Genomic DNA, 23,111 nt, shown 5'->3' with positions numbered 1-23,111 from the left:
GTGGGTTCCTTTACTTCTTGTTTTCTTCGCTGACGGTGACGTCGACTTCCTCGACGGGCTCCGGCTCGATGTCGAAGGCCTCCGGCGGAGGGCAGGAGCAGACCAGGTTGCGGTCGCCGTAAGCCTCGTCGATGCGGCGCACCGGCGGGAAGTACTTGCGGTGGATCAGCCCCTCGACCGGGTAGGCGGCCTGCTCGCGGCTGAACTCGTACGGCCACTCCGAGCGGGAGACGCTCAGCGCGGTGTACGGCGCGTTGTGCACGACGGACTTTTCGTACTCGATCTTTCCGTCGATGATCTCCTGCGCCTCGGCATGGATGGCGCGCATCGCCTCGACGAAGCGCTTGAGTTCCGCCAAGTCCTCGGACTCGGTCGGCTCGACCATGAGGGTGCCGGCCACGGGGAAGGCGAGGGTCGGCGCGTGGAAGCCGTAGTCGACGAGCCGCTTCGCGACGTCCGTCGCCGTCACCCCGGACTCCTTGGCGATGCCGTTGAGGTCGAGAATGCACTCGTGACCAACGAGGCCGTTGTCCCCGGTGTAGAGGACCGGGAAGGAGTCACGCAGCTCGTGGGCGAGGTAGTTCGCGCTGAGCACGGCGTGTTCGGTGGCGCTCTTTTGGCCCTCCGCACCGCTCATCGCGAGGTAGGACCAGGAGATCGGCAGTACACCGGCGGAGCCGTAGGTTGTCGAGGAAATGGGAACGCCCTCGCCCGTCGGGATCTCCGCCCCGGCCTCCTCGCGAGAGACCTGCGGGTCCGCGGGCAGGAAGGGCACGAGGTGCTCGGCGACGCCGATCGGGCCGACGCCCGGGCCACCGCCGCCGTGGGGGATGGTGAACGTCTTGTGCAGGTTCAGGTGGCTGACGTCGCCACCGAAATCACCCGGGCGGGCGATGCCGGCCAGCGCGTTCATGTTTGCGCCGTCGATGTAGACCTGCCCGCCGGCGGCGTGCACCTTGTCCGCAACCGTCTGCACGGTGTCCTCGTACACGCCGTGCGTGGAGGGGTAGGTGAGCATGATCGCCGCGACGTGGTCGCCGTGCTTCTCCAGCTTCGCGTCGAGGTCCTCGATGTCGATGGAGCCGTCGGGCGCGGTCTTGACCACGGCGACGCGGAGGTTGGCCAGCGTCGCGGACGCCGCGTTGGTGCCGTGCGCGGAGGCGGGGATGAGGCAGATGTCGCGCTCGTTGTCGCCGTTGGCGACGTGGTAGCGGCGGATCGCCAGCAGCCCGGCGAGCTCGCCCGTGGCGCCGGAGTTGGGCTGGACGGACACGGCGGCGTAGCCGGTGAGCTCGACGAGCCAGTCGGTGAGCTCGCCGATGAGCTCGAGCCAGCCCTCCGCGTACTCGTCCGGGGTGAACGGGTGCACGTTGGCAAAGCCCGGCCACGTGATGGCCTCGAGGCCCGCGGTGGGGTTGAGCTTCATCGTGCACGACCCCAGCGGGATCATGGTGCGGTCCAGCGCGAGGTCCTTGTCGCCCAGCTCGCGGATGTAGCGCATCATTTGGGTTTCGGAGTGGATGGTGTTGAACACCTCGTGGGTGAGGAACTCCGTCTCGCGGACGAGCGCCTCGGGCAGTCGTGCGGAGGCCTCGGAGGAGACCTCGCCGCCGAAGGCGCGGGCGAGCACCTCGAGGTCCTCGTCCGAGGTGTCCTCGCCGAAGCTCACCACGACCTTGTCGGAGCCGATGGAGCGCACGAGGTATCCCTGCTCAGCGAGGGAGTTCTTGATCTCGGTGGCGCGGTCCGGGACCTCGACGGTGACTGTGTCGAAGAACTTGTCGTGGACGACGGTGCCCTCGGAGACCGCGTCCGCGAAGCGGCTCGCGCGGTCGTGGACGGCGCGGGCGATCTCCTTCAGCCCTTCGGGGCCGTGGTAGACGGCGTACATAGAGGCGGTGACCGCGAGAAGCGCCTGGGCGGTGCAGATGTTGGAGGTCGCGCGCTCGCGGCGGATGTGCTGCTCGCGAGTCTGCAGCGCCAGCCTGTAGGCGGGGTAGCCCTCTGCATCGACGGAGACGCCGACGAGGCGGCCCGGCAGCTGGCGCTTGAGCTTGTCGGCCACCGCCATGTAGGCGGCGTGCGGGCCGCCGTAGAACAGCGGTACGCCGAAGCGCTGGGTGGTGCCCACCGCGATGTCGGCGCCGAGGGCGCCGGGCGCCTCGAGGAGAGTCAGCGCGAGGATGTCGGAGTCGACGGCGACCAGGCCGCCGCGCTCGTGGATGGCCTCGATGACGGGGCGCGGGTCAGTGATGTCGCCCTCGGTGCCCGGGTACGCCAGCACGGCGCCGACGAGGTCCTCGCCGACGACGCCGTCGGCGAGGTTGACCACCTCGACCTCGAGGTCGATGGCGCGGGCGCGCTCCGCCGCGACGGCAATGACCTGGGGGTGGAGTCGGGCGTCGAGAAGCACGCGGCGGCCCTTGCGCACGGCGCGCGACATGAGGCCGACGGCCTCGGCGGTGGCGGAGGCTTCGTCGAGAAGCGAGGCGTTGGCCACGTCAAGCCCCGTCAGGTCCTGGACCATGGTCTGGAAGTTGAGCAGCGCCTCGAGGCGGCCCTGGGAGATCTCGGGCTGGTACGGGGTGTACGCGGTGTACCAGCCGGCGTCCTCGACGACACCGCGGCGGATGACGGGCGGGGTGAGTGTGGAGGAGAAGCCCTGGCCGTAGAAGGCCTTGAGGACGGTGTTCTTGCCCGCCAGCTCACGCAGACGGTTCTGTGCCTCGGCCTCGCTGAGCGGGGCCGGCAGCGAGATCGGCTTCGTGGCCTTGATCCCGGGAGGCATTGCAGCATCGACCAGCGCCTCCAGACTGTCGTATCCCAGAGTCGAGAGCATCTCCTGTTGCTCGTCGGCGTCGGGGCCGATGTGTCGGGAAATGTAATCCAAGACGTACTCCTTGCGTCGCGGGGGTGGATTCACATTCCAGTGTATCGGCCCGCCGGACATCGCGGCGCAAAAAAGGTGACCCGGCAGCGTTTGCTGCCGGGTCACCTCATGAGGCGGGGAAATCGCCTACAGGTCGAGGTCCGATTCGAAGTCGCCTGCCTCGATGCGGTCCTTGATGGTGGACACGAAGCGTCCTGCGTCCGCGCCGTCGACCAGCTGGTGGTCGTAGGTGAACGGCAGGTAGCACATCTGGCGGATCGCGATGGAGTCGATGCCGTCCTCGGTGACGATGACGGGGCGCTTCTCAATCGCGGCCGTGCCAAGGATACCGGCCTGCGGCGGGGTGAGGATCGGGGTGTCCAGCAGAGCGCCCTCGGAGCCGATGTTGGTGACCGTGAAGGTTGCGCCGGCGATGTCGTCCGGGCGCAGCTTCTTGTTGCGTGCGCGGTCGGCCAGGTCCGCGATGGCCTTGGCGATCTCGGCCAGGTTGAGCTCCTGCGCCTTCTTGATCACCGGGACGAGCAGGCCCTGCGGCGTGTCCACGGCAATTCCGATGTTCACGTCGGAGTGGTACGTGATCTCCTTTTCCTCCGCGTTGAAGGAGGCGTTGACGTTCGGGTGGGAAACGAGCGCCTCGGCCGCCGCCTTGACGAAGAAGGCCAGGTAGGTGATGTTGACCTGGTGCTTCTCCTGGAAGCGCGGCTTGACCTTCTTGCGCAGCTCGGCGACCCGGGTGACGTCGACTTCCTGGACGTGCGTCAGCTGCGCGGTGGTGCGCAGCGAGTCGACCATCGTGGAGGCCGTGATCTCGCGGATGCGGGTCACCTTCTTGGTGGTGCCGATCAGATCTTCCTTCGAGGGGTCGACCGACTTGGTGGACCAGTTGGCGCGCGGGCCCTTCTCCTCCGGCTGGGAGGAGGACGCCTCCTGCGTGGAGCCCGACTCAGAGGATCCGCCCTCGGCCGCGGCGAGCACGTCCTGCTTGCGAATGCGACCGCCCACGCCGGTGCCCTCAATCGCGTTGAGGTCCACCCCGTGCTTCTCCGCCAGCTTGCGCACGAGCGGGGTCACATAGGGGACCTTCTCGTCGCTGCCGGACTTCTTTTCGTCCTGCTTGTCCTCCGCGTCCTTCTTCTCCGCAGGCTCCTTCTTCTCAGGTTCCTTGGCCGCGTCCTTGTCGGCCTCGGACTTCTCGGCCTCAGACTCCTCCGGCTCGTCCTGCTTGGGGCTGTCCGATTCCTCGGCCTCCTCGGCATCTCCAACACGGGCGATGACGGCGCCGACCTCGACGGTGTCGTCCTCTTCCGCGAGGATTTCAAGGACCGTACCGGCGACCGGGGAGGGGATCTCGGTGTCGACCTTGTCGGTGGAGACCTCGAGCAGGGGCTCGTCGACCTCGACGAGGTCGCCGACGGACTTCAGCCAGGTAGTGATGGTGCCCTCGGTGACGGACTCGCCGAGCTCGGGCATCTCGACGTCGGTGGAGGCGCCGGCGGACTTCTTCTTCGGCTCCGGCCTGGCTTCCTTGGTCTCCTCGGACTTGTCCTCCGACTCCTTATTTTCCGACTCCTTGTTTTCCGAATCATTGTCGGCGGTCTCCTCGGCCGCCGGCTCCTCGGACGCGTCCGACTCCTCCGCAGCGTCGGCATCTCCAACGCGGGCGATGACGGCGCCGACCTCGACGGTGTCGTCCTCTTCCGCGAGGATTTCAACGAGTGTGCCGGCAACGGGGGAGGGGATCTCGGTGTCGACCTTGTCGGTGGAGACCTCGAGCAGGGGCTCGTCGACCTCGACGGTGTCGCCGACGGACTTCAGCCAGGTGGTGATGGTGCCTTCAGTAACGGATTCGCCGAGCTCGGGCATCTCGACGTCGGTGGCGGAGCCGCTCGATTTCTTCTTCGGCTCGCTCTCGGACTCGTCATCCTTGTCCTCGGCTGCGGATTCTTCGTCGTCCCCGGCAGTATCCTCTGCGGAATCTGCGTCAGAATCGTCGCCGGACGCCTCGGCCTCTTCGCCCTCCTCACCGATGATCGCGATGACCTCGCCGACGTCGACCGTGTCGTCTTCCTCGGCCTTAATCTCCAGGAGAACGCCGGAAACCGGGGAGGGGATCTCGGTGTCGACCTTGTCGGTGGAGACCTCGAGCAGTGGCTCGTCGGCCTCAACGGTATCGCCGACGGACTTCAGCCACGTGGTAATGGTGCCTTCTGTGACCGATTCGCCCAGCTCGGGCATCTCTACGGAGTGAGCCATGTCTTTCTTGTCTCCTCGGTTTGTTTTCACGGGTTCATTTCCAAGCGGAAGCTACAAGGCCTTAGAGTACCCGCTAACCCCGGGTCGTGTTGAGGGCGGGGCGCAGACACCTCGCGGGAAGCGAACCCGCAGGAAGTCAACCGGGTTGTCGGGGCTCCGGGGAAGCGCGTTCCGTATGATGAGCGAGGTGTTCAACCTTTTCGGCAACCGCAAGAACTCCTCCTCGCTGAAACCTCCGCGCGCCCCCGGGGACACGATCCGCAGCGACGATGCCGCTTACCTGAAGCAGTGGGTCGAGGGAAGGGTGTTCGTCGAGGGCTTTGTCGAGCCCGAAACGGTGGTCAACGAGATGTCGGTAGTCCTCGTCGATGAAAACGGCGAGTTCACGAGGCGCCGCATCGGCGGGCCCAAGGGAATCGACGCCGTGGCCAAGCTGCTGGGCATTTCGCTTTACGACGTCGAGGAGACCGGTTACCCCGAGAGAATGCGCAAGCGGATGGAGCGAGACCGTATCCTCCGCAGGCGGGCCGAGCAGAAGAAGCGCCGCGCCCGTTTCGAGCGCGGCGAGAACCCCTACGGCTGACTCAGCGGATTAAGCTAGCGCGACAGCTCCGTCAGCGTCTCCACGATGGTGCGCACCGGGGCGCCGGTAGCCCGCTTCGGGGTGTAACCCCACGCGGAGCCGGAGTTCCAGGCGGGGCCGGCGACGTCGATGTGGGCCCACTGCGTTCCCTCCGCGACGAAGCGGGACAGGTAGAGGCCTGCGAAGAGCATGCCGCCATCCCGGGAGTCGCTGATGTTGCGGATGTCCGCGACGGGCGATTTCAGCTGTTCTTCGTGCTCCTCCAGCAGTGGCATCGCCCATCCTGCTTCGCCGACGCCGCGGCCGATTTCGGCGACGCGGTCACGGAAGCCCTCCGACCCCATGACGCCGGCGGTGCGCGCGCCGAGGGCGACCATTTGGGCACCGGTCAGTGTGGCGGTGTCGATGAGGTAATCGGGGGCGTCCTCGCTGGCGCGGGCGATGGCGTCGGCAAGCACGAGGCGCCCTTCCGCGTCGGTGTTGAGAACCTCCGAGGTAATGCCACCGTAGTGGGTGATGACGTCGCCCGGACGTGTGGCGGTGCCAGACGGCATGTTCTCGGCGAGCGGAAGCCAGGCGTCGATACGCAGCGGAACCTCGAGGCGCGCGGCGGCGCTGATCGCGCCCACGATGGCCGCCGAGCCGCCCATATCAGAGATCATGTCCCACATCTTCGCGGCCGGCTTCAACGAGATTCCGCCGGTGTCGAAGGTGATGCCCTTGCCCACCAAGGCCACGGAGGTCTCCGCCTGCGCCGGGTGCCACGACAGGTGCACGAGGCGCGGTGGGCGCGCAGAGCCCGTGCCCACCGCGAGGAGGCCGCCGAAGCCCTTCTCGGCGAGGTGCCCCTCGTCGAAGACCTCGACGTCGAGCCCGCTCTGGTTCGCAACCTCAGAAATGATTCCGGCGTAGCTCTCCGGGTACAGCACGTTCGACGGGGTGTTGACCAGGTCGCGGGTCAGCAGCGTGGACTCGGCGACCACGACGGCCCGGTCGAACTCCGCGCGCGAGGATTCCTCGCCCACGACGTCGATGTGGGGCGGCTGCGCCTCCGCCTCGGTACGCGTCTTCTGCCCGGTGAAGGTGTAACCGCCCAAAAGCAGGCCCTCCACGATGGGGCGGAGGCCGAACTCTGTGGTGATGGTGGCGCGCTCGACGCCCTTGAGGCCGCGGGCAAGCGAACCCGCCGCGCGACGGACAATGTCCGCCTCGATGTCCTCCGAGTCGCCGAGACCGAAGGCGATGGCGAGGCGCCCCTCGTGGGCGACGCGCGTGACCTCGCCGAGTGCGCCAGTTGCGCCGACTGTTTCGAAAGCCTCCAGCAGCCCGGTGGATCCGAGCGCGGTGACGGGAAGCTCTAGGCCGTCATCGCCCTTGGACACCGGGATCAGCACGGCCCCGGGGTCGGAGGCCGCGGCGGTGACGAACTGGAGGTCGACCGTCTCACCGCGGGCGGGCAAAGACAGGTCGAAGGGGGTGGCACTCACGGATGAACTCACGCCTTTCCTTGTTAGGGGACACATAGTTCCTCCCACGCTACCCTGCGCCGCCGCACGCGGGCACGTTCAAGTTTGGGACCCTTATCCCACGATCCGGGCGAGGAGTATTGTTACCGCCATGACCTCGCCACAGTTTTCTTTGACCCGAACCTCCACCCCGCGCACTCCCGAGCAGCGCGAGGAGATCCTAGCCAACCCGGCCTTCGGCCAGGAGTTCACCGACCACATGGTCTCGATCGACTGGGATGCAGAAAATGGGTGGCACAACGCGCAGGTGAGGCCCTACCAGCCCATTACGCTCGACCCCGCCACCAACGTCTTGCACTACGGGCAGGCCATCTTCGAGGGGCTGAAGGCATACCGCCACGCCGACGGTTCCATTTCGACCTTCCGCCCCGAAAGCAACGCGCGGCGCATGCGCGACTCCGCGCAGCGCCTGGCCATGCCCGAGCTGCCGGAGGAACTCTTCGTCGAGTCGCTGCGCCAGCTGGTGGACGTGGAGCGCGACTGGGTCCCCGCCGCCGGGGGAGAGGCCTCGCTGTACCTGCGGCCCTTCATGATCGGCACGGAAAAGACCCTCGGCGTCAAGCCGTCTAGCACGTACACCTACTACGTCATCGCGTCCCCCGCCGGGGCCTACTTCTCGGGCGGGGTCAGCCCGGTCAGTGTGTGGATCTCCGAGGACTATGTCCGCGCCGCACCTGGCGGCACCGGTGCCGCGAAGTTCGCCGGCAACTACGCAGCTTCCCTTCTTGCTCAGGCGCAGGCGCAGGAGAAGGGCTGCGACCAAGTGGTCTGGCTCGACGCCATCGAGCGCACGTACATCGAGGAGATGGGCGGGATGAACCTCATGTTCATCCAGGGCAGCGGCTCGGACGCCACCGTGATCACCCCTTCGCTCTCCGGCTCCCTGCTGCCGGGGATCACCCGCGACTCGCTTCTGCAGGTCGCACGCGACTTGGGCTACGAAGCTCACGAGCGCCCCATCACCGTCAGCGAGTGGCGCGAGGGCGTCGCCTCCGGCGAGATCACGGAAACGCTTGCCTGCGGGACGGCGGCCGTGGTGACGCCCGTCGGCCGCGTGCTGAGCAGGGACGGGGAGTTCACCGTGAACAACAACGAGCCCGGTGAGGTGACCATGCAGCTTCGCGAGCGCCTGCGCGCGATCCAGCAGGGCGAGGCCGAGGACACCCACGGGTGGAACACAACGCTCGTGGAGGCCTAAGGCCCGGCCAACCCCTTAGGCGCCCAGCGTGGCGACCTCTTCGCCGACCATCTCGGCGGCGGCGTTGACGACGGGCAGTGCGAGAAGCGCCCCGGCCGCCTGCCCGGTGGCCACGTCGAGGGAGAGGATTGGGTTGAGCCCGAGGGCCTTATGGCAGGCGCGGTGGCTCGGTTCGCCGCTGAGCTGCGCCGCTACCAGCCACTCCCGGGTGCCGGGGGCGAGGCGCTCGGCGACGTAGGCCGCCATGGTGACGTAGGGGCCGTCGAGAAGCAGCGGGGTGCGGCGCACCGCCGACTGGGCGATGAGCCCCACCAAGCCCACGAAGTCGGGGGAGGAGATCGCCGTGAGCACGCCCGCGACGTCGTGGCGGAACCGGCGGACGCGGAACATGGCGTCGCGCACCGCGGCGGTTTTGACCTTCCACACTTCGTCGTTGATGCCGCTGCCGCGGCCGACGGCGAGCACCGGCTCCGTTCGGGTGAACACACCGTACAGGGCCGCCGAGACCGTTGTGCTGCCCACGCCGATCTCGCCGGGGAGGATGAGGTCAGCGCCGGAATCGACGGCGTTGTCGGCGAGATCCCGGCCGCGCGCCAGCGCGGCGGCGAAGGCCTCCGGCGTCATGGCGTCTTCGACGTCGATGGATCCGCACGGGCGGGCGAGCCAGTCGTCGACAAGCGTGATGGAGCAGTTCGCGGCGCGCGCCGCGACGTTCGCGGGGCCTGCCCCGGAAGAAATTTCCTCAGCCTGGGCGGCGACTGATTCCGGCGAGTGTGCGGAGACCCCGCGGGCGGCGATGCCGTGATTGGCCGCCACGATGAGGGCGTGGGGGCGGCGGAAGGGGGACGGCGCGTCGGAGCCTTGGCAGGCGGCGACCCACGCGCCGAGCTCTCCGAGCCGACCGAGCGCCCTGCCGCGCACCGTGGTACGCAGCAGGGCGGTGACGCGCGCCGAAACGGCGCCGTTGGGGGAATCAACGGGGGAGAAGAACTCGGTCACCGATTGGCCCTTTCCACGTGACGGTAATAGTTCGGTGCTGCCTGGGGCGCCGCCTTAGATGGCGTCCCCGATGGCAACGCGCGGCTTGGGGGAGCGCCAGTTGCGCGGCTGGGTAGCCCGGGAAAAGGCGTAGAGCCCCAAGCCGAAGCCGGTCTCCGTCGTATTGGGGAAGCGCTCACGCGCCGCCCGGTTCGCCCGCACGCCGATAGTGATGCCTTCGGCGAAGATGGCGATGATGAAGAACATGGTCACCAAAGAAAGTACGGCGGAGGCGCGGGGGAAGACGGTGGACAGAAGCAGGATGAGCAGCATGACCAGGGTGGCTGGCATGACGTAGTTGTTGGCAAAGCGGCGGGCGTCCACCCAGTCGCGCGTAAAGCGGCGGACCTCGCCCTTATCGCGCTCCAAAAGGTAGCGCTCGTCTCCGGCGTCGATACGCGATTGCACCTGCCTGTTGGCCGCTCGAGCCTCCTCGCGGCGCTTGCGCTTGTAGGCCTTCCACTCCTCCTTGGGCAGGCTCTGTTTCAGTTCCTTCTCGCGCTGGCGCCGCTGGGCGGGGGTGAGCGCGTCGGGGTCGCGGCGCACACCGCGCTTGATCTCTTGCTCCTGCCGCGTGGGGGTGGGGCGGCCCTTCGGTGGGGTGTAGCCCTTCGGAAGCACCGGGGCGGGTTCCTCAACCGGTTGCTCGACGGGCGCCGCCTCGGCAGGGCCTGTGGACGCATCAGTTTTCTTCCACGGAAGTTTCACGCCCCCAAGGCTACAAGCTGCCCCGTGCGCGGCGGGAATACGGGTGCGGGCGGGAACGTTGCACCCTACAGCGCGGCGGGCCGTCGACCTCCTCCCGCGGGAGGAGTAGTCTTTACGTATACGGAAAAGCACACGGCCATATCGCCGCTGATACGTTGGCCCTGGTTCCCAGCGGCCCCATTCGTAGGCAAGGAGTTTTTATGACTGCACCGACTTCCGCAACTGGCGTGACGCTCACTGACGCCGCCGCCGCAAAGGCGAAGGCCCTGCTGGACCAGGAGGGCGCGACCGATCTCTCGCTGCGTATCGCAGTGCAGCCCGGTGGCTGCGCCGGTCTGCGCTACCAGCTCTACTTCGACGACCGCGAGCTCGACGGAGACAAGGTCGACGAGTTCGGCGGGGTGCGCCTTGTTGTGGACAAGATGAGCGTGCCCTACCTCATGGGCGCGACGATCGACTTCGCGGACACAATCCAGCAGCAGGGCTTCACCATCGACAACCCGAACGCGGGTGGCTCCTGCGCCTGCGGCGACTCGTTCAACTAAGGTCCGCTGCCGCGTCCTGACGAGAACACCCCCGCCGCGCCACGGAGGCGCAGCGGGGGTGTCGCATGTGTGGGTGCCCCGGCTAGAGCTTGACCGGGTAGTCCCGGCGCTCGATGCGGGGGTCGATGCGCTCTTCCACGAAGATGCCGTGCCACACCATAAACGCGAGCACCGTCCACAGACGCCGTGAGTGATCGCTGGAGCCCTCGCGGTGCTCCTGGAGCATCTTCAGCACCTCTTTCTTGTTGAAGATGTCGCCCGTCTCGGACTCGTTGATCGTGTCCCGGGCCCACCCGTGGAGCTCGTCGCCGGCGAGCCAGTGGCGCATCGGGACGGGGAAGCCGAGCTTCTTCCGGTTCAACACGTGGGCTGGGACGATCTTCTCCATGGCCTTGCGCAGGGCGTACTTGGTGGTGCCGTGGGCGATCTTGAGCTCCGTCGGGATGGTCTGCGCGACCTCGAAGACCTCCTTGTCCAGGAAAGGCACGCGCAGCTCGAGGGAGTTCGCCATGTTCATCTTGTCCGCCTTGACCAGGATGTCGCCGCGCATCCAGGTGAACAGGTCCAGGTTCTGCATTCGGGCCACCGGGTCCATGTGGGTCGAGGCGGCGTAGATCGGCGCGGTGACCTCGCGGTGGTCCCATTCTCGCTTCGCCCACGGCAGGACGCGCTGGAGCTGCTCGAAGTTGAACGAGCGGGCGTTGCCGTAGTAGCGCTCCTCCATCGGGGTGGTGCCGCGCCCGAGCAGGCTCTTGCCCTTCATTCCCTCGGGCAGGACGCGGCTGAGCCTGTTGAGCCCCTTGGCCAGCGGGGCGGGCAGTTTCTCGAAGGGAGCGAGCGAGAGCGGCTCCTTATAAATGGTGTAGCCGCCGAACAGCTCGTCGGCCCCCTCGCCGGAGAGCACGACCTTGACGTGCTTGCGCGCTTCCTGGGCGACGAAGTACAGCGGCACGAGCGAGGGGTCGGCTACGGGGTCGTCGAGGTACCACATGATCTTCGGGATTGCCTCGGCGTACTCCTCCGGGGAGACGATCTTCACGATGTGCTCGACCCCGATCGCCTCCGCCGACTCGGCGGCCACGTCGACCTCCGAATACCCCTCCCGCTCGAAGCCGGTGGTGAAGGTCAAGAGATTGGGGTTGTGGCGCTTGGCGAGCGCAGCGATGGCCGTGGAATCAATCCCGCCCGAAAGGAAGGAGCCCACGGTGACGTCCGCGCGCATGTGCTTTTCGACGGAATCCTCGAGCGCCCCGGCAATCTTCGCGTAGAGCTCCTCCTCCCGGTCCGCGGGGACCGCGGCGGTGCGGAAGTGCGGGGTGAAGTAGCGCTCGGAGGTGACCTCCCCGCCGGGGGAGAGCGTGACCGTGGAGCCGGACTCGACGCGGCGGATCTCAGCGTGCAGGCTCTCCGGCTCGGGGACGTACTGCAGGTCGACGTAGTGCTCGATCGCGCGGTGGTCAAGGTCCAGCCCGAGACCGATGTGGGGCGCCATCTCCAGGATGGACTTCTTCTCGGAGGCAAACACGGTGCCTGCCGTCGTGGTGGCGTAGTAGAGGGGTTTGATGCCGAAGGGGTCGCGCGCGGCAAACATGGTCCGCGTCTCGGTGTCCCAGATGACGAAGCCGAACATGCCGCGCAGGTGGTTGACCACGTCGGCGCCCCAGTGGTGGTAGCCGACGAGGATCGGTTCGCCGTCCCCGCTGGTGGTGAAGGTGTAGCCGGCGCCGGCAAGCTCTTCGCGTAGCTCGACGTAGTTGTAAATCTCTCCGTTGAAGGTCAGCGCGTAGCGCTGCGGGTTATCCTCCGGACCCCAGCGCAGGGGTTGGTGGGAGTGCTCGATGTCGATGATCGCCAGCCGGTTAAACCCAAAGACGGCGTCGTTGTCGTTCCAGGTTCCGGCGGCATCTGGGCCGCGGTGGTACATGCAGGGCAGCGCCTTTTCGACGGCAGCGACGTAGTCGGAGCCGTCACCGGACGCGGCGAGCATCGCGAGAAGACCGCACATTGTTGAAAAACCTCTCCTCTTATAAAGGGCGCGGGTGATTCCTTAAACAATAGGGTTCTCAACACGCTGCCCGCGAACCGGACACCGGCGTTTCCTTTCCACCTTTAGCCGGTCCCCGAAAGGGGGCCAACTTTAGAATGACCAGAGGGTAGCCGCTATGTGATGTGCCTTACGTTGCGCTTGCGGCACCGGCATAAACCGCAGGGAAGTCCCCGCTGAACGCCCCGGGGGCGTCGATACGCCCCCGCGCGTTTCTCGCGCGTCAATGGAGGCGGAGAGGAATTCCGACGTGGCGGGTTGAATGAACTATTCTGACGGAGGAGGAATGTTCCTGCCACGAGTATGGGCATTCGATGGTTTTTAGGTGTGGACAGGAAGGCAGACACACGTGGACAAGGTGAACAACCGCAGCTTTGCCAAAAAGGCCGGCGCCGCGGGCGCACTGTTGCTCGGGGGCCTTACCCTCTCGGGCTGTGAGGTCGCCCCGCCGGACGCCCTGGCGCGCGTGCTGGACATGGGCTGGCCTAACCCGGTGACCCCGGAAGGTACCCAGGTGTACAACTTCTGGGTGTGGGTCTGGCTGGTTGCCTGGATCGTCGGCATCATCATGTGGGTGCTGTTCCTGGTTGCCATCTTCAAGTGGAACGCCAAGGCGCAGGCGAAGAAGACCAACGACGAATTCCCGAAGCAGCTGCAGTACAACGTGCCGCTCGAGTTGGTGCTCACCATCATCCCGATCGTTATCGTCTTCGTCCTCTTTTTCTTCACTGTGCAGGCGCAGACCGCGGTCACAGCCCGCGACAAGGACCCGGAGGTGACTGTCGATGTCACCGCCTTCCAGTGGAACTGGAAGTTCGGCTACGCCGAGGTGGGCCCCAACCTGGCGCCGAATGGCCAGCCCTACGTTGGTACCGACTCCGAGCGCCAGGCTCTGGCGGAGGAGACCAAGTACGACCCGGAGGGCGTGAAGAACGCGAACCCGATCCACGGAGCCTCTGCCGGTGACCTCTCCTACCTGAACTTCAACGAGATCGAGACCCTCGGCTCGACCGACGAGATCCCGGTACTGGTCCTGCCGACCGATACGCCGATCGAGTTCCGACTTGCCTCGAGCGACGTCAGCCACGCCTTCTGGGTGCCGGAGTTCCTGTTCAAGCGCGACGCCTACGCCCACCCGGAAAACAACCAGCAGGAGCGCGCCTTCCAGATCGAGAAGATCGACAGGGAGGGAGCTTTCGTCGGGCGCTGCGCCGAGATGTGCGGCACCTACCACGCGATGATGAACTTCGAGGTCCGGGCGGTCTCCCAGGACGACTTCCGCGACTACATCGAGTTCCGCATCAACAACCCGGAGGCCACTAACGCCGAGGCCCTGCAGTCCATCGGCCAGGAGCCGTACGCGACCTCTACCCGCCCGTTCAACTCCGACCGCACGGGTACCCGCGACGGCGAGAACTACACCGACCCGAACGCCAACGTCTAAGAAAGAGAGAACTGGACAATGGGAACTGGATCTAAAGTCTTCTACGCCATTGGCACCTTCCTCCTCTTGATTGGTGTCTTCTACATCATGTCGACGGCGTGGATCGGCGACGACGCTTACCTCTTCGGCGTCGAGTGGGTCGGCGGTGTCGCGCTCATTCTCGCCACGGCTCTGTCCTTCATGATGGCCGTTTACCTCGACTTCACCGAGCGTCGCATGGACATCGTGCCTGAGGACTGGGAGGAGGCGGAGATCGAGGACGGCGCTGGCGTCCTCGGCTTCTTCTCCCCGCACTCCATCTGGCCCTTCGCCATGTCCGGTGCCGTGTTCTTCCTCGGCCTTGGGCTCGCGTTCTGGCAGCTGTGGCTCGCTGCGATCGGCGCCGTCCTGCTGATCTGGACCGGCACGCAGTTGAACATGCAGTACAGCATCCCGCGCGAGAAGCACTAAGCCCCACGCGCCTTACCCCGCCACCAGCGCCCGGTGGCGGGTTTTTTGCTGCGCCTTAGCGGCGGTGCACCGCCGGTGCTGGGGGGGGAGCCGGCGCTGTGTCCCAGGCGCGGCGTGCCGTGTTCCGGAAGGGCCGCGCCGAAGAAGGGGGTCAACCGAAAGTTGGCAACCAGGGGGAACGGGGCGCATTTATCTGTGACTCTCCTCACAGGAAAACCGTCGGCGTAAAGCAACCTGTGCGCGCTGCGCGGCCAGGGATCGCGGCCGTGAGTAAGCGCCCCGAAAAAGGTTTGCGCGGAGACTGTTGTGACCTGCGGTGATGGACGTCGTAAAGCGCGTGAAAAAAGTTCCCGGCGTTTTGGAAAAATTTTTGTGCGCTATCTGCTAGGGCCAAAAGGGCAGGTTGTTGGCGTGAAGTCAGCGTGGTGACGGGGGTGTTTGAGATGACTTCCAGGTAAAAAAAGGCGATACTGACATGCGTGACGACCGCAATTTCTAACCAAGGTATGGCGACGCCGCAAGGGCGTGTCCCGATGCTGAACCGGCCGAACATGGTCAGCGTGGGCACCATTGCGTTCCTCGCCCAAGAGTTGATGTTCTTCGCCGGGCTGTTCGCGATGTACTTCACGTCGCGCGCCAACGGCATGACCGCTGGGGACTGGGAGCACCAGACCGAGCACCTCAACGTGCTGTTCGGCCTGGTCATCACCATCGTCCTGATTAGCTCCTCCGTGACCTCGCAGTTCGGGGTCTTCGCGGCGGAGCGTGGTGACGTGTTCGGTCTTCGCAAGTGGTTCGGGGTCACCATCGCGCTTGGCGTCGTGTTCCTCGGCCTCGTGGCGTTCGAGTGGGCCGAGATGGTGCTCAATGGCGTGACCCCGCAGGCCAGTGTGTACGGCTCGATGTTCTACATCATCACGGGCTTCCACATGGCGCACGTGACAGCCGGCATCATCGCCTTCTGCGTGATTCTCCTCCGCATCTCCAAGGCGAAGTTCACCCCGGCGCAGGCGACCGCGGCGATGGCCACCTCCTACTACTGGCACTTCGTCGACGTCATTTGGATCGGCGTGTTTGTCACGCTCTACCTCGTCCAGTAACGAGCGAGGTCGCTGGGGCTCATTGAGCCACCGATAGTCGTCGTTTCGCATATTCCTCACGAGTCGCTAAAGGGAAGAAGATGGAAAACACCCCAAAGAAGACGCGGAGCCGCCGCAAAATCCGGCGCACCGTCGCCGGCGCCGCCGCGCTGACGTTCGGCCTGACCGGCGCCGGTTTCCTAGCCACGGCGCTTGCCCCCAACGCGCAGGTGGCTACGGCCCAGCGTGACGAGCAAGCGCTCATCCAGGAGGGCAAGGACCTCTACGAGAGCGCCTGCATTACCTGCCACGGCGCGAACCTGCAGGGCGTGCAGGATCGCGGGCCCTCGCTCATCGGTACCGGTGAAGGTGCGGTCTACTTCCAGGTCAACTCCGGTCGCATGCCGATGATGTCCAACGACGCCCAGGCCGAGCGCAAGCGCCCGCGTTACACGGAGGCCCAGGCGCTCGCCATGGCCGCCTACGTTGCCGCCAACGGTGGCGGCCCGGAGATCGTCTACGACCCGGACGGGTCCGTCGCGATGGAGTCGCTGCGCGGGAAGAACTACGACGGCCAGATCCAGGAGGCTGACGTCGCCCGCGGCGGCGAGCTCTTCCGCCTCAACTGCGCTTCCTGCCACAACTTCACCGGCCGCGGCGGCGCGCTGTCCTCCGGCAAGTACGCGCCGACCTTGGACCCGGCGAACGAGCAGGAGATCTACCAGGCGATGCTGACCGGCCCGCAGAACATGCCCAAGTTCTCGGACCGCCAGCTCACCGCGGATGAGAAGAAGGACATTATCGCCTTCATCAAGTCGTCGAAGGAGACCCCGAGCCCGGCGGGCTACGCGCTCGGCGGCCTCGGACCGGTCTCCGAGGGTATCGCCATGTGGGTCATCGGCATCACCCTTGTCGCCGCCGCTGCTATCTGGATTGGATCGCGCTCATGAGCAACGAAGAGAAGAAGAACTACACCGACGCTGAGTTGGACAAGATGAACAACGCCGAGCTCGCGGCGCTTGGCACGGAGCTCGACGACGTCACCGTCGCGTTCCGCAAGGAGCGCTACCCGGTCGAGGGCGACCCGCGGGAGAAGGCGGCGGCGCGCGGCATCGGTATCTGGCTGACGATCTCGGTGATTTCCGGGATCGCGTTCCTCGCCGTGTACCTGTTCTGGCCGTGGGAGCCGCGCTTCCACGGCGACGAGGGGCTGGCGATCTACAACGCGTACACCCCGCTGCTCGGCCTGACCTCCATGCTGGGGCTCGGTTCGCTGGGTATCGCGACTGTGCAGTACGTGAAGAAGTTCATCCCCGAAGAGATCTCGGTGCAGCGCCGTCACGACGGCCGCTCCAGCGAGCTCGATCGACGCACGACGACGGCATTGCTTAACGACGCCTGGCAGACGTCGACCCTCGGCCGCCGCACCGCGCTGAAGGGGCTGCTGGGCACCTCGGCGATCCTGAGCGGCCTGATGATCGCCGCGCCGCTCGGCGGCCTGATCAAGGACCCGTGGCGCCCGCGCCACGAGCTCGGCTACGAGGGCGACGGCACCCTGTGGACCCACGGCTGGACGCTGGCGGACCAGGGCCAGAAGATCTACCTTGGCCGCGACACCGGCGCGATCGCTGAGCTGCACGAAGGCGCCGGCGGGTCGCACTACACGACGGCGGGCGTGTCCCGCCTGGTGCGCATGCGCCCCGAGGACCTCGCCGCGGCGTCGATGGAGACGGTCTTCCCGCTCTACCCGGAGGACGTCAACGACGGAGTCGAGTACGACGCGGAGCGCGACGTGTACGAAAACCACATGCACTCCATCCACGGCCCTCGCAACGCCGTCATGCTCATCCGCCTCCGCTCGGATGATGCGGCGAAGGTCATCGAGCGCGAAGGCCAGGAGTCCTTCCACTACGGCGACTACTACGCCTACTCCAAGATCTGCACGCACATCGGTTGCCCCACCTCGCTCTATGAGGCGCAGACCAACCGCATCCTGTGCCCGTGCCACCAGTCGCAGTTCGACGCGCTGCACTACGGAAAGCCGGTCTTCGGGCCCGCCGCCCGCGCGCTGCCGCAGCTGCCTGTGACGATTGACGAAGACGGATACCTCGTTGCCAACGGAAACTTCATTGAGCCCGTCGGCCCGGCATTCTGGGAGCGTAAGTCCTAATGAGCACTAAACTTGCACAAGCCGCGGACAACGTTGATTCGCGCTACACGATCTCCGGGGCCCTGCGGCCCCAGTTGAACAAGGTCTTCCCGACCCACTGGTCCTTCATGCTCGGCGAGGTGGCGCTTTACAGCTTCATCGTGCTGCTGCTGACGGGCATCTACCTCGCGCTGTTCTTTGACCCCTCCATCACCAAGGTCATCTACGACGGTGACTACCTCCCGCTCAACGGTGTGGAGATGTCGCGAGCGTACGCGACCACCCTGGACATCTCCTTCGGCGTGCGCGGCGGGCTTTTCGTTCGCCAGATGCACCACTGGGCCGCACTGATGTTCATGATGGCGATGTTCGCCCACATGATGCGCATCTTCTTCACCGGCGCCTTCCGCCGCCCGCGCGAGGCGAACTGGGTCATCGGCGTCACCCTCATCCTGCTCGGCATGGCCGAGGGCTTCCTCGGCTACTCCCTGCCCGACGATCTGCTCTCCGGCGTGGGCCTGCGCATCATGTCCGCCATCATCGTCGGTATCCCGATCGTTGGCACCTGGATGCACTGGGCGATCTTCGGCGGTGACTTCCCGTCCGACCTGATGCTGGACCGCTTCTACATCCTGCACGTGCTGGTCCTGCCGGGCATCATCCTTGCCCTGGTCGCGGCCCACCTGCTGTTGGTGTGGTTCCAGAAGCACACGCAGTTCCCGGGGCCGGGCCGTACCGAGAACAACGTCGTGGGCGTGCGCATTTTGCCGGTGTTCGCCGTCAAGGCCATCGCCTACATGTTCATCGTCTTCGCTGTTCTCGCGGGCATGGCGGGCCTGACCACCATCAACAGCATCTGGACGATCGGGCCGTACAACCCCTCACAGGTGTCTGCTGGTTCGCAGCCGGACGTGTACATGTTGTGGACGGACGGCGCTGCGCGTGTCATGCCCGCGTGGGAGCTGTATCTGGGCAACTACACCATCCCGGGCGCCTTCTGGGTCGCCCTGATGTGTGGCATCATGGTCGTCCTCCTGTTCGCCTACCCCTTCATCGAGCAGAAGGTCACCGGCGACAAAGCCCACCACAACCTGCTTCAGCGACCCCGCGACGTGCCGACGCGCACGGGCCTCGGCGTGATGGGCATCGTCTTCTTCCTGCTGCTGACCATCTCCGGCGGTAACGACCACGTGGCCCACTTCTTCGAGATCTCGCTGAACGCCATGACGTGGTTCGGCCGAATCGGCCTGATCGTGCTGCCCCCGCTGGCCTACTTCATCACCTACCGCATCTGCGTGGGCCTGCAGCGCTCCGACCGTGAGGTGCTGGAGCACGGCATCGAGACTGGTGTGATCAAGAAGCTGCCGAACGGCGCCTTCGTCGAGATTCACCAGCCGCTCGGCCCGGTGGACGAGGAAGGCCACCCCGTGCCGCTGGAGTACGCCGGCGCGCGTGTGCCGAAGCAGCTCAACGAGCTCGGCTACTCCGACGCCGAGACCCTCGGGACCTTCAGCTCCCGCGAGCTGGATGTCACGGAGCGCGTCCGCGACGCGGAGGGTCGCCGGCACCACGAGGAGACCGAAACCGTACGCGCTCTGGAGGAGACCAAGGGTTCCTCCGACCGCAACGCCACCTAAGGCGAGCGCCTTAAGAAAGTGCCCTTCCCCGGTGCCGGGGAGGGGTTTTTTCGTGATCTTTTCGTGATGTGAGGTAAATCACTATACGGCCTGTAGTGGGCGGGCGGCCCGGCACGACCCAACTGTGAGGTGCCCGTGCGAGCGTGCGTATGGCGTGTTCAGGGCGCCTTTTTGGCGTCGGTAAGCGAGCTGGACTCGCGGCGGGAACCGGGCAACTTTCTACGGCGAAATGGCCCTGCGGCAAAATAACGGTGCGATAACGGGTGTCGCGTTGGACAAGAGCCGTATCCGTTTCGTAATCTTACCGAGACATTGCGACGACATAGTCGGACGCGATTCGCACAAGGACATATAGCCGAATCCCGCTCGAAGGGCGGGAGCCGGGGAACCACGACGGCCACGAGGCCACTCCCTGGGGTGAATGGGGCGCAAGGGCGGCGGTAGATCGCCGCGGAGTGCACCAGGGCCGACTCTCAGGCCCAACCCGACAGCTAACCCGGTAGGCGACTGAGATGATATGGAGAAAGTCAGTGGCTAAACACCGCCGCCAGAACAAGACCGTGACCCGCAACCTCGCTACCGCGACCGCCGTCGCCGCGGGTGCGGCCCTGCTGAGCCCTGCCGCGAACGCCGCCGAGGTGCGGATCCCGAACACGAACTACTCGGTCGAGGTCCAGGGGATCGAGAACGTCCCCCACATCGAGAAGATCCCCGGCGTGACCCAGTGGATCCCCTCCCTGGCCGAGCAGGGCACGGCGAACTACAACGCTCCGGCTTCGGCGAACCCCGCGTCCGCTCCCGCCCCGGCGGCGAGCGCAAAAACCCCGGGCGAGCGCATCGTTGAGATTGCGCGCACCAAGATCGGCGCTCCCTACGTCTACGGTGCCTCCGGCCCCGACGCCTTCGACTGCTCCGGCTTCACCTCCTGGGTCTACGCTCAGGCGGGCAAGGCGATCCCCCGCACCTCCCAGGCTCAGGCCTCCGCGGGCACCCCGGTCCCGCTGGACCAGCTGCAGCCGGGTGACATCGTCGCGTACTACGGCGGCGCCTCCCACGTTGCCATCTACGCGGGCAACGGCAAGATCATCGACGCGCTCAACAGCGGCACCCCGGTCGGGGAGCGTCCGCTGCACATGATGCCGGTTCACTCGGCTGTGCGCTTCTAGGCGCTTCTAGGCGCTTCTAGCTCGAGGCGCTCCACCCGCCCCCGGATGTCCGGCTGGGCGGGTTTCGCCATTTTTGGCTGGTCAAAGCGGTTTTTTATGGTCACTTGATTCCCGCCGAGAATGGACTATATTGAGATAACGGTTTTGTAAAGATGGTGCCGTATCAACGCGACGAACCGCGACGGCCCAGGATGTGAAAGAGGACTCAGTGGGCAAGCATTCCCTCCGACCCCGCCACAGCGCCGCACGCGCCACGGTGTCCGCCTTCGCTCTCGGGGCCACCGTCGTCAGCTCCGTGGCCGTGTCAGCCCGGGCCGACGACGTGGACGCTCTGATCGACGAGGTGGAAACCCTCTCGCAGGAGGCCACCGGAAAGAGCGAAGAACTCAAGAGCATTGAGGACGAGATCGCGAGCGCGGAGGGCCGCCTCGGCGAGCTGCGCGACCGGGTGGAGCGGACCCGGACCGAGGCGGAGGAAGCGATCGCCGCCCGCGAGTCCAAGCGGGAGGCCTTTGACACCATCGCAGCGTCTGCGAACCGGACCAGCACGGCGGACACCATCATCACCAGCCTGGGGGCGGACAACCCCCAGGCGTTCATCGACCGCGCGGCATACCTCGGTGCGGTTTCCCGCAACGCGGACCGCACCCTCGACGCCCTGCGGCAGGCGAACGACGAGGCCGCCGAGCGCGCCACGGCGGCGAACATCGCTGTGGCCGAGGCCGAGTTCCAGCGCAACCAGCTTGACTCCAAGCGCGCGAAGCTGGAGCGCGAGCGCGACGAGCTCGACGAGAAGGTGAGCCAGGTCGAAGAGCGGATCAACGCCCTGAACCCGGAGCAGCGCGCCCGCTGGGAAAACAAGAACAACCCGATCGAGGTGCCTGATCTTCTGCCGGGCGCCGGCGAGGGCGTCGTCGGTGCCGCCCTGGCACAGGTGGGCAAGCCCTACGGCTGGGGGGCCGCCGGCCCCTCCGCCTTCGACTGCTCCGGCCTGATGGTGTGGGCCTACAGCCAGAACGGCAAGTCGATTCCGCGGACCTCGCAGGCGCAGCTCGCCGGCGGCACCCCGGTACCGGTGTCCCAGCTGCAGCCGGGGGACATCATCGGCTACTACCCGGGTGTGACGCACGTGGGCATGTACATCGGCAACGGCCAGGTCGTGCACGCCTCCGACTACGGCATCCCCGTCCAGGTCGTGCCGCTGAACTCCATGCCAGTCCAGGGCGCCGTGCGCTACTGATGCGCACGCTGCTGGTTACCAACGACTTCCCGCCCACTGTGGGCGGGATTCAGTCGTATTTGAGGGATTACGCCGCCGCACTGGTCGAGCGGGCCGGACAGGACGGGCTCGTCGTCTTTGCCTCCACGCAGGACGCGGAGGCGGCCCGCCTGTGGGACGCGGCCTGCGGCTACGAGGTGATCCGCTGGCCGCGATCGGTGATGCTCCCCACCCCGGCCGTGCGCCGCGAGATGCAGCGCATCATCCGCGAGCGCGACATCGACACCGTCTGGTTCGGCGCGGCCGCCCCGCTGGCGCTGCTGGGTGCGGCCGCCCGCGAGGCCGGGGCGAGCCGGGTGGTGGCCACGACGCACGGCCATGAGGTCGGCTGGTCCATGCTGCCCGGAGCCCGCCAGGCGCTGCGCCGCATCGGCGATCGCGCGGACGTGGTCACCTACATTTCGCGCTACACGCTCTCGCGCTTCGGTCGCGCGCTCGGGCCGCACCCGCGCTTTGTCGCCGTGCCCTCCGCACTCGATACGGATTTCTTCCGCCCGATACCGCCCGACCGCATCGCGGCGGCCCGAGCTGAGCTCGGGGTGGGCCGGGCGCCGCTCGTCGTGTGCGCCTCCCGCCTCGTCGCTCGCAAGGGGCAGGACCAGCTCATCAGGGCGTTGCCACGCATTCGCTCGCTTGTCGACGGCACACACCTCGCCATTGTCGGGTCCGGCCCGTATGGACGGCGCCTGCACCGCCTCGCGGAGCAGCTCGCCCCGGAGCACCGAGCTGCCGTCACCTTCACCGGCGCTGTGGACAGCGAGCGGCTGCGCGACGTCATTGCGGCCGCGGATGTCTTCGCCATGCCCGCGCGCACCCGGGGCTGGGGCCTCGACACAGAGGGGCTGGGGATCGTGTACCTCGAGGCCCAGGCGTGCGGCGTGCCGGTCGTGGCCGGTGATTCCGGCGGAGCGCCGGAGGCCGTGGGGCCCGACAGCGGGGTCGTGGTTAACGGCCGCGACACCGCCGCACTGGCCGACGCGGTGGCCTCGCTTCTGGGCTACGAGGCCAGGCGCGTGAAGATGGGTGAGGCGGGCCCGGGCTTCGTCGAAAAGCACTTTGGGCGCGGCGAGCTCGGAGACCGCTTGTTCCGGGTTATCAACGGGGAGGAATGAACCGAGGGCT

At 66.5% G+C, this 23,111-nt stretch carries 19 protein-coding genes and 1 riboswitch; of the genes, 12 read left to right on the top strand and 7 right to left on the bottom strand.

The genetic code is table 11. The annotated features are described in order from the left end of the window. Positions 1–10 precede the first annotated feature (10 nt). Positions 11–2,890, bottom strand: coding sequence for an aminomethyl-transferring glycine dehydrogenase (gene gcvP / locus CAURIS_RS07735; protein ID WP_290341472.1), 2,880 nt, complete (start codon positions 2,888–2,890; stop codon positions 11–13). A gap of 126 nt (positions 2,891–3,016) precedes the next feature. Beyond that, positions 3,017–5,143, bottom strand: coding sequence for a 2-oxoglutarate dehydrogenase, E2 component, dihydrolipoamide succinyltransferase (gene sucB / locus CAURIS_RS07730; RefSeq protein ID WP_290341471.1), 2,127 nt, complete (start codon positions 5,141–5,143; stop codon positions 3,017–3,019). Positions 5,144–5,330: 187 nt separating this feature from the next. Between sucB and CAURIS_RS07725 the strand changes: the two genes are divergently transcribed. Then, positions 5,331–5,726 (top strand): oxidoreductase, encoded by a 396-nt coding sequence (locus CAURIS_RS07725; protein ID WP_290341469.1) that lies wholly within the window; start codon positions 5,331–5,333, stop codon positions 5,724–5,726. 14 nt (positions 5,727–5,740) lie between these two features. Here the strand turns inward: CAURIS_RS07725 and CAURIS_RS07720 are convergent, their stop codons facing one another. Next, a complete protein-coding gene (locus CAURIS_RS07720; RefSeq protein ID WP_435383995.1) occupies positions 5,741–7,249 on the bottom strand; it encodes a leucyl aminopeptidase in 1,509 nt (502 codons plus the stop codon). A gap of 94 nt (positions 7,250–7,343) precedes the next feature. On the opposite strand from CAURIS_RS07720, the gene CAURIS_RS07715 reads away from it, so the two are divergent. Further along, the gene (locus CAURIS_RS07715; protein WP_290341466.1) at positions 7,344–8,450 is read left to right on the top strand and encodes a branched-chain amino acid aminotransferase; all 1,107 of its coding nucleotides are present in this window, start codon (positions 7,344–7,346) and stop codon (positions 8,448–8,450) included. 15 nt (positions 8,451–8,465) lie between these two features. On the opposite strand, the gene CAURIS_RS07710 is transcribed toward CAURIS_RS07715, so the two are convergent. Both CAURIS_RS07710 and CAURIS_RS07705 read right to left on the bottom strand, forming a co-directional pair. Further along, complete coding sequence (locus CAURIS_RS07710) at positions 8,466–9,449, bottom strand: nicotinate-nucleotide--dimethylbenzimidazole phosphoribosyltransferase (protein WP_290341465.1); 984 nt, start codon at positions 9,447–9,449, stop codon at positions 8,466–8,468. Positions 9,450–9,503: 54 nt separating this feature from the next. Continuing rightward, on the bottom strand, positions 9,504–10,196 hold the full coding sequence (locus CAURIS_RS07705) for a DUF3043 domain-containing protein (protein WP_290341464.1): 693 nt from the start codon (positions 10,194–10,196) through the stop codon (positions 9,504–9,506). Positions 10,197–10,396: 200 nt separating this feature from the next. On the opposite strand from CAURIS_RS07705, the gene CAURIS_RS07700 reads away from it, so the two are divergent. Next, positions 10,397–10,741 (top strand): HesB/IscA family protein, encoded by a 345-nt coding sequence (locus tag CAURIS_RS07700; protein ID WP_290341463.1) that lies wholly within the window; start codon positions 10,397–10,399, stop codon positions 10,739–10,741. A gap of 82 nt (positions 10,742–10,823) precedes the next feature. On the opposite strand, the gene asnB is transcribed toward CAURIS_RS07700, so the two are convergent. Then, positions 10,824–12,746: an asparagine synthase (glutamine-hydrolyzing) gene (gene asnB / locus CAURIS_RS07695; RefSeq protein ID WP_290341462.1), complete on the bottom strand. Its 1,923-nt coding sequence runs from the start codon at positions 12,744–12,746 to the stop codon at positions 10,824–10,826. Positions 12,747–13,134: 388 nt separating this feature from the next. Here asnB and ctaC point away from each other — a divergent pair, with 388 nt between their 5' ends. After that, positions 13,135–14,229, top strand: a complete 1,095-nt coding sequence (gene ctaC, locus CAURIS_RS07690) for an aa3-type cytochrome oxidase subunit II (RefSeq protein ID WP_290341461.1) — start codon at positions 13,135–13,137, stop codon at positions 14,227–14,229. 18 nt (positions 14,230–14,247) lie between these two features. After that, a complete protein-coding gene (ctaF, locus tag CAURIS_RS07685) occupies positions 14,248–14,679 on the top strand; it encodes an aa3-type cytochrome oxidase subunit IV (RefSeq protein WP_290341460.1) in 432 nt (143 codons plus the stop codon). Positions 14,680–14,884: 205 nt separating this feature from the next. Here ctaF and CAURIS_RS07680 read toward each other — a convergent pair whose 3' ends face one another. Beyond that, the gene (locus tag CAURIS_RS07680; protein WP_290343400.1) at positions 14,885–15,250 is read right to left on the bottom strand and encodes a hypothetical protein; all 366 of its coding nucleotides are present in this window, start codon (positions 15,248–15,250) and stop codon (positions 14,885–14,887) included. Between CAURIS_RS07680 and ctaE the strand changes: the two genes are divergently transcribed. The 7 genes from ctaE to CAURIS_RS07645 all read left to right on the top strand — a co-directional run bounded on the left by ctaE (position 15,159) and on the right by CAURIS_RS07645 (position 23,101). Continuing rightward, positions 15,159–15,779 (top strand): aa3-type cytochrome oxidase subunit III, encoded by a 621-nt coding sequence (gene ctaE, locus CAURIS_RS07675; RefSeq protein ID WP_290341458.1) that lies wholly within the window; start codon positions 15,159–15,161, stop codon positions 15,777–15,779. The genes CAURIS_RS07680 and ctaE overlap by 92 nt on opposite strands. A gap of 80 nt (positions 15,780–15,859) precedes the next feature. Further along, on the top strand, positions 15,860–16,708 hold the full coding sequence (gene qcrC, locus CAURIS_RS07670; protein WP_290341457.1) for a cytochrome bc1 complex diheme cytochrome c subunit: 849 nt from the start codon (positions 15,860–15,862) through the stop codon (positions 16,706–16,708). Next, on the top strand, positions 16,705–17,928 hold the full coding sequence (gene qcrA / locus CAURIS_RS07665; RefSeq protein ID WP_290341456.1) for a cytochrome bc1 complex Rieske iron-sulfur subunit: 1,224 nt from the start codon (positions 16,705–16,707) through the stop codon (positions 17,926–17,928). Before qcrC ends, qcrA begins: the two co-directional genes overlap by 4 nt. Beyond that, on the top strand, positions 17,928–19,544 hold the full coding sequence (gene qcrB / locus CAURIS_RS07660) for a cytochrome bc1 complex cytochrome b subunit (protein ID WP_290341455.1): 1,617 nt from the start codon (positions 17,928–17,930) through the stop codon (positions 19,542–19,544). Before qcrA ends, qcrB begins: the two co-directional genes overlap by 1 nt. 343 nt (positions 19,545–19,887) lie before the next feature. Further along, positions 19,888–20,065, top strand: a riboswitch (cyclic di-AMP (ydaO/yuaA leader). A 9-nt stretch (positions 20,066–20,074) separates the two neighbouring features. Beyond that, positions 20,075–20,710 (top strand): C40 family peptidase, encoded by a 636-nt coding sequence (locus CAURIS_RS07655; protein WP_290341454.1) that lies wholly within the window; start codon positions 20,075–20,077, stop codon positions 20,708–20,710. Positions 20,711–20,918: 208 nt separating this feature from the next. Beyond that, a complete protein-coding gene (locus tag CAURIS_RS07650; RefSeq protein ID WP_290341453.1) occupies positions 20,919–21,950 on the top strand; it encodes a C40 family peptidase in 1,032 nt (343 codons plus the stop codon). Next, the gene (locus tag CAURIS_RS07645; RefSeq protein WP_290341452.1) at positions 21,950–23,101 is read left to right on the top strand and encodes a glycosyltransferase family 4 protein; all 1,152 of its coding nucleotides are present in this window, start codon (positions 21,950–21,952) and stop codon (positions 23,099–23,101) included. Before CAURIS_RS07650 ends, CAURIS_RS07645 begins: the two co-directional genes overlap by 1 nt. Positions 23,102–23,111 lie beyond the last annotated feature (10 nt).

Source organism: Corynebacterium auris, assembly GCF_030408575.1.
GTDB classification, from domain to species: domain Bacteria; phylum Actinomycetota; class Actinomycetes; order Mycobacteriales; family Mycobacteriaceae; genus Corynebacterium; species Corynebacterium auris.
The sequence above is the reverse complement of the archived record's forward strand: the minus strand, read 5'-3'. Positions and strand labels throughout refer to the sequence as shown.

What these genes read in the sequence shown, in the direction of transcription:
- sucB (WP_290341471.1), bottom strand. Translation starts at nt 5,143, where the DNA reads ATGGCTCACTCCGTAGAGATGCCCGAGCTGGGCGAATCGGTCACAGAA.
- CAURIS_RS07720 (WP_435383995.1), bottom strand. Translation starts at nt 7,249, where the DNA reads ATGTGTCCCCTAACAAGGAAAGGCGTGAGTTCATCCGTGAGTGCCACC.
- CAURIS_RS07715 (WP_290341466.1), top strand. Translation starts at nt 7,344, where the DNA reads ATGACCTCGCCACAGTTTTCTTTGACCCGAACCTCCACCCCGCGCACT.
- CAURIS_RS07700 (WP_290341463.1), top strand. Translation starts at nt 10,397, where the DNA reads ATGACTGCACCGACTTCCGCAACTGGCGTGACGCTCACTGACGCCGCC.
- asnB (WP_290341462.1), bottom strand. Translation starts at nt 12,746, where the DNA reads ATGTGCGGTCTTCTCGCGATGCTCGCCGCGTCCGGTGACGGCTCCGAC.
- ctaF (WP_290341460.1), top strand. Translation starts at nt 14,248, where the DNA reads ATGGGAACTGGATCTAAAGTCTTCTACGCCATTGGCACCTTCCTCCTC.
- CAURIS_RS07680 (WP_290343400.1), bottom strand. Translation starts at nt 15,250, where the DNA reads ATGGTGCCCACGCTGACCATGTTCGGCCGGTTCAGCATCGGGACACGC.
- qcrC (WP_290341457.1), top strand. Translation starts at nt 15,860, where the DNA reads ATGGAAAACACCCCAAAGAAGACGCGGAGCCGCCGCAAAATCCGGCGC.
- qcrA (WP_290341456.1), top strand. Translation starts at nt 16,705, where the DNA reads ATGAGCAACGAAGAGAAGAAGAACTACACCGACGCTGAGTTGGACAAG.
- qcrB (WP_290341455.1), top strand. Translation starts at nt 17,928, where the DNA reads ATGAGCACTAAACTTGCACAAGCCGCGGACAACGTTGATTCGCGCTAC.
- CAURIS_RS07645 (WP_290341452.1), top strand. Translation starts at nt 21,950, where the DNA reads ATGCGCACGCTGCTGGTTACCAACGACTTCCCGCCCACTGTGGGCGGG.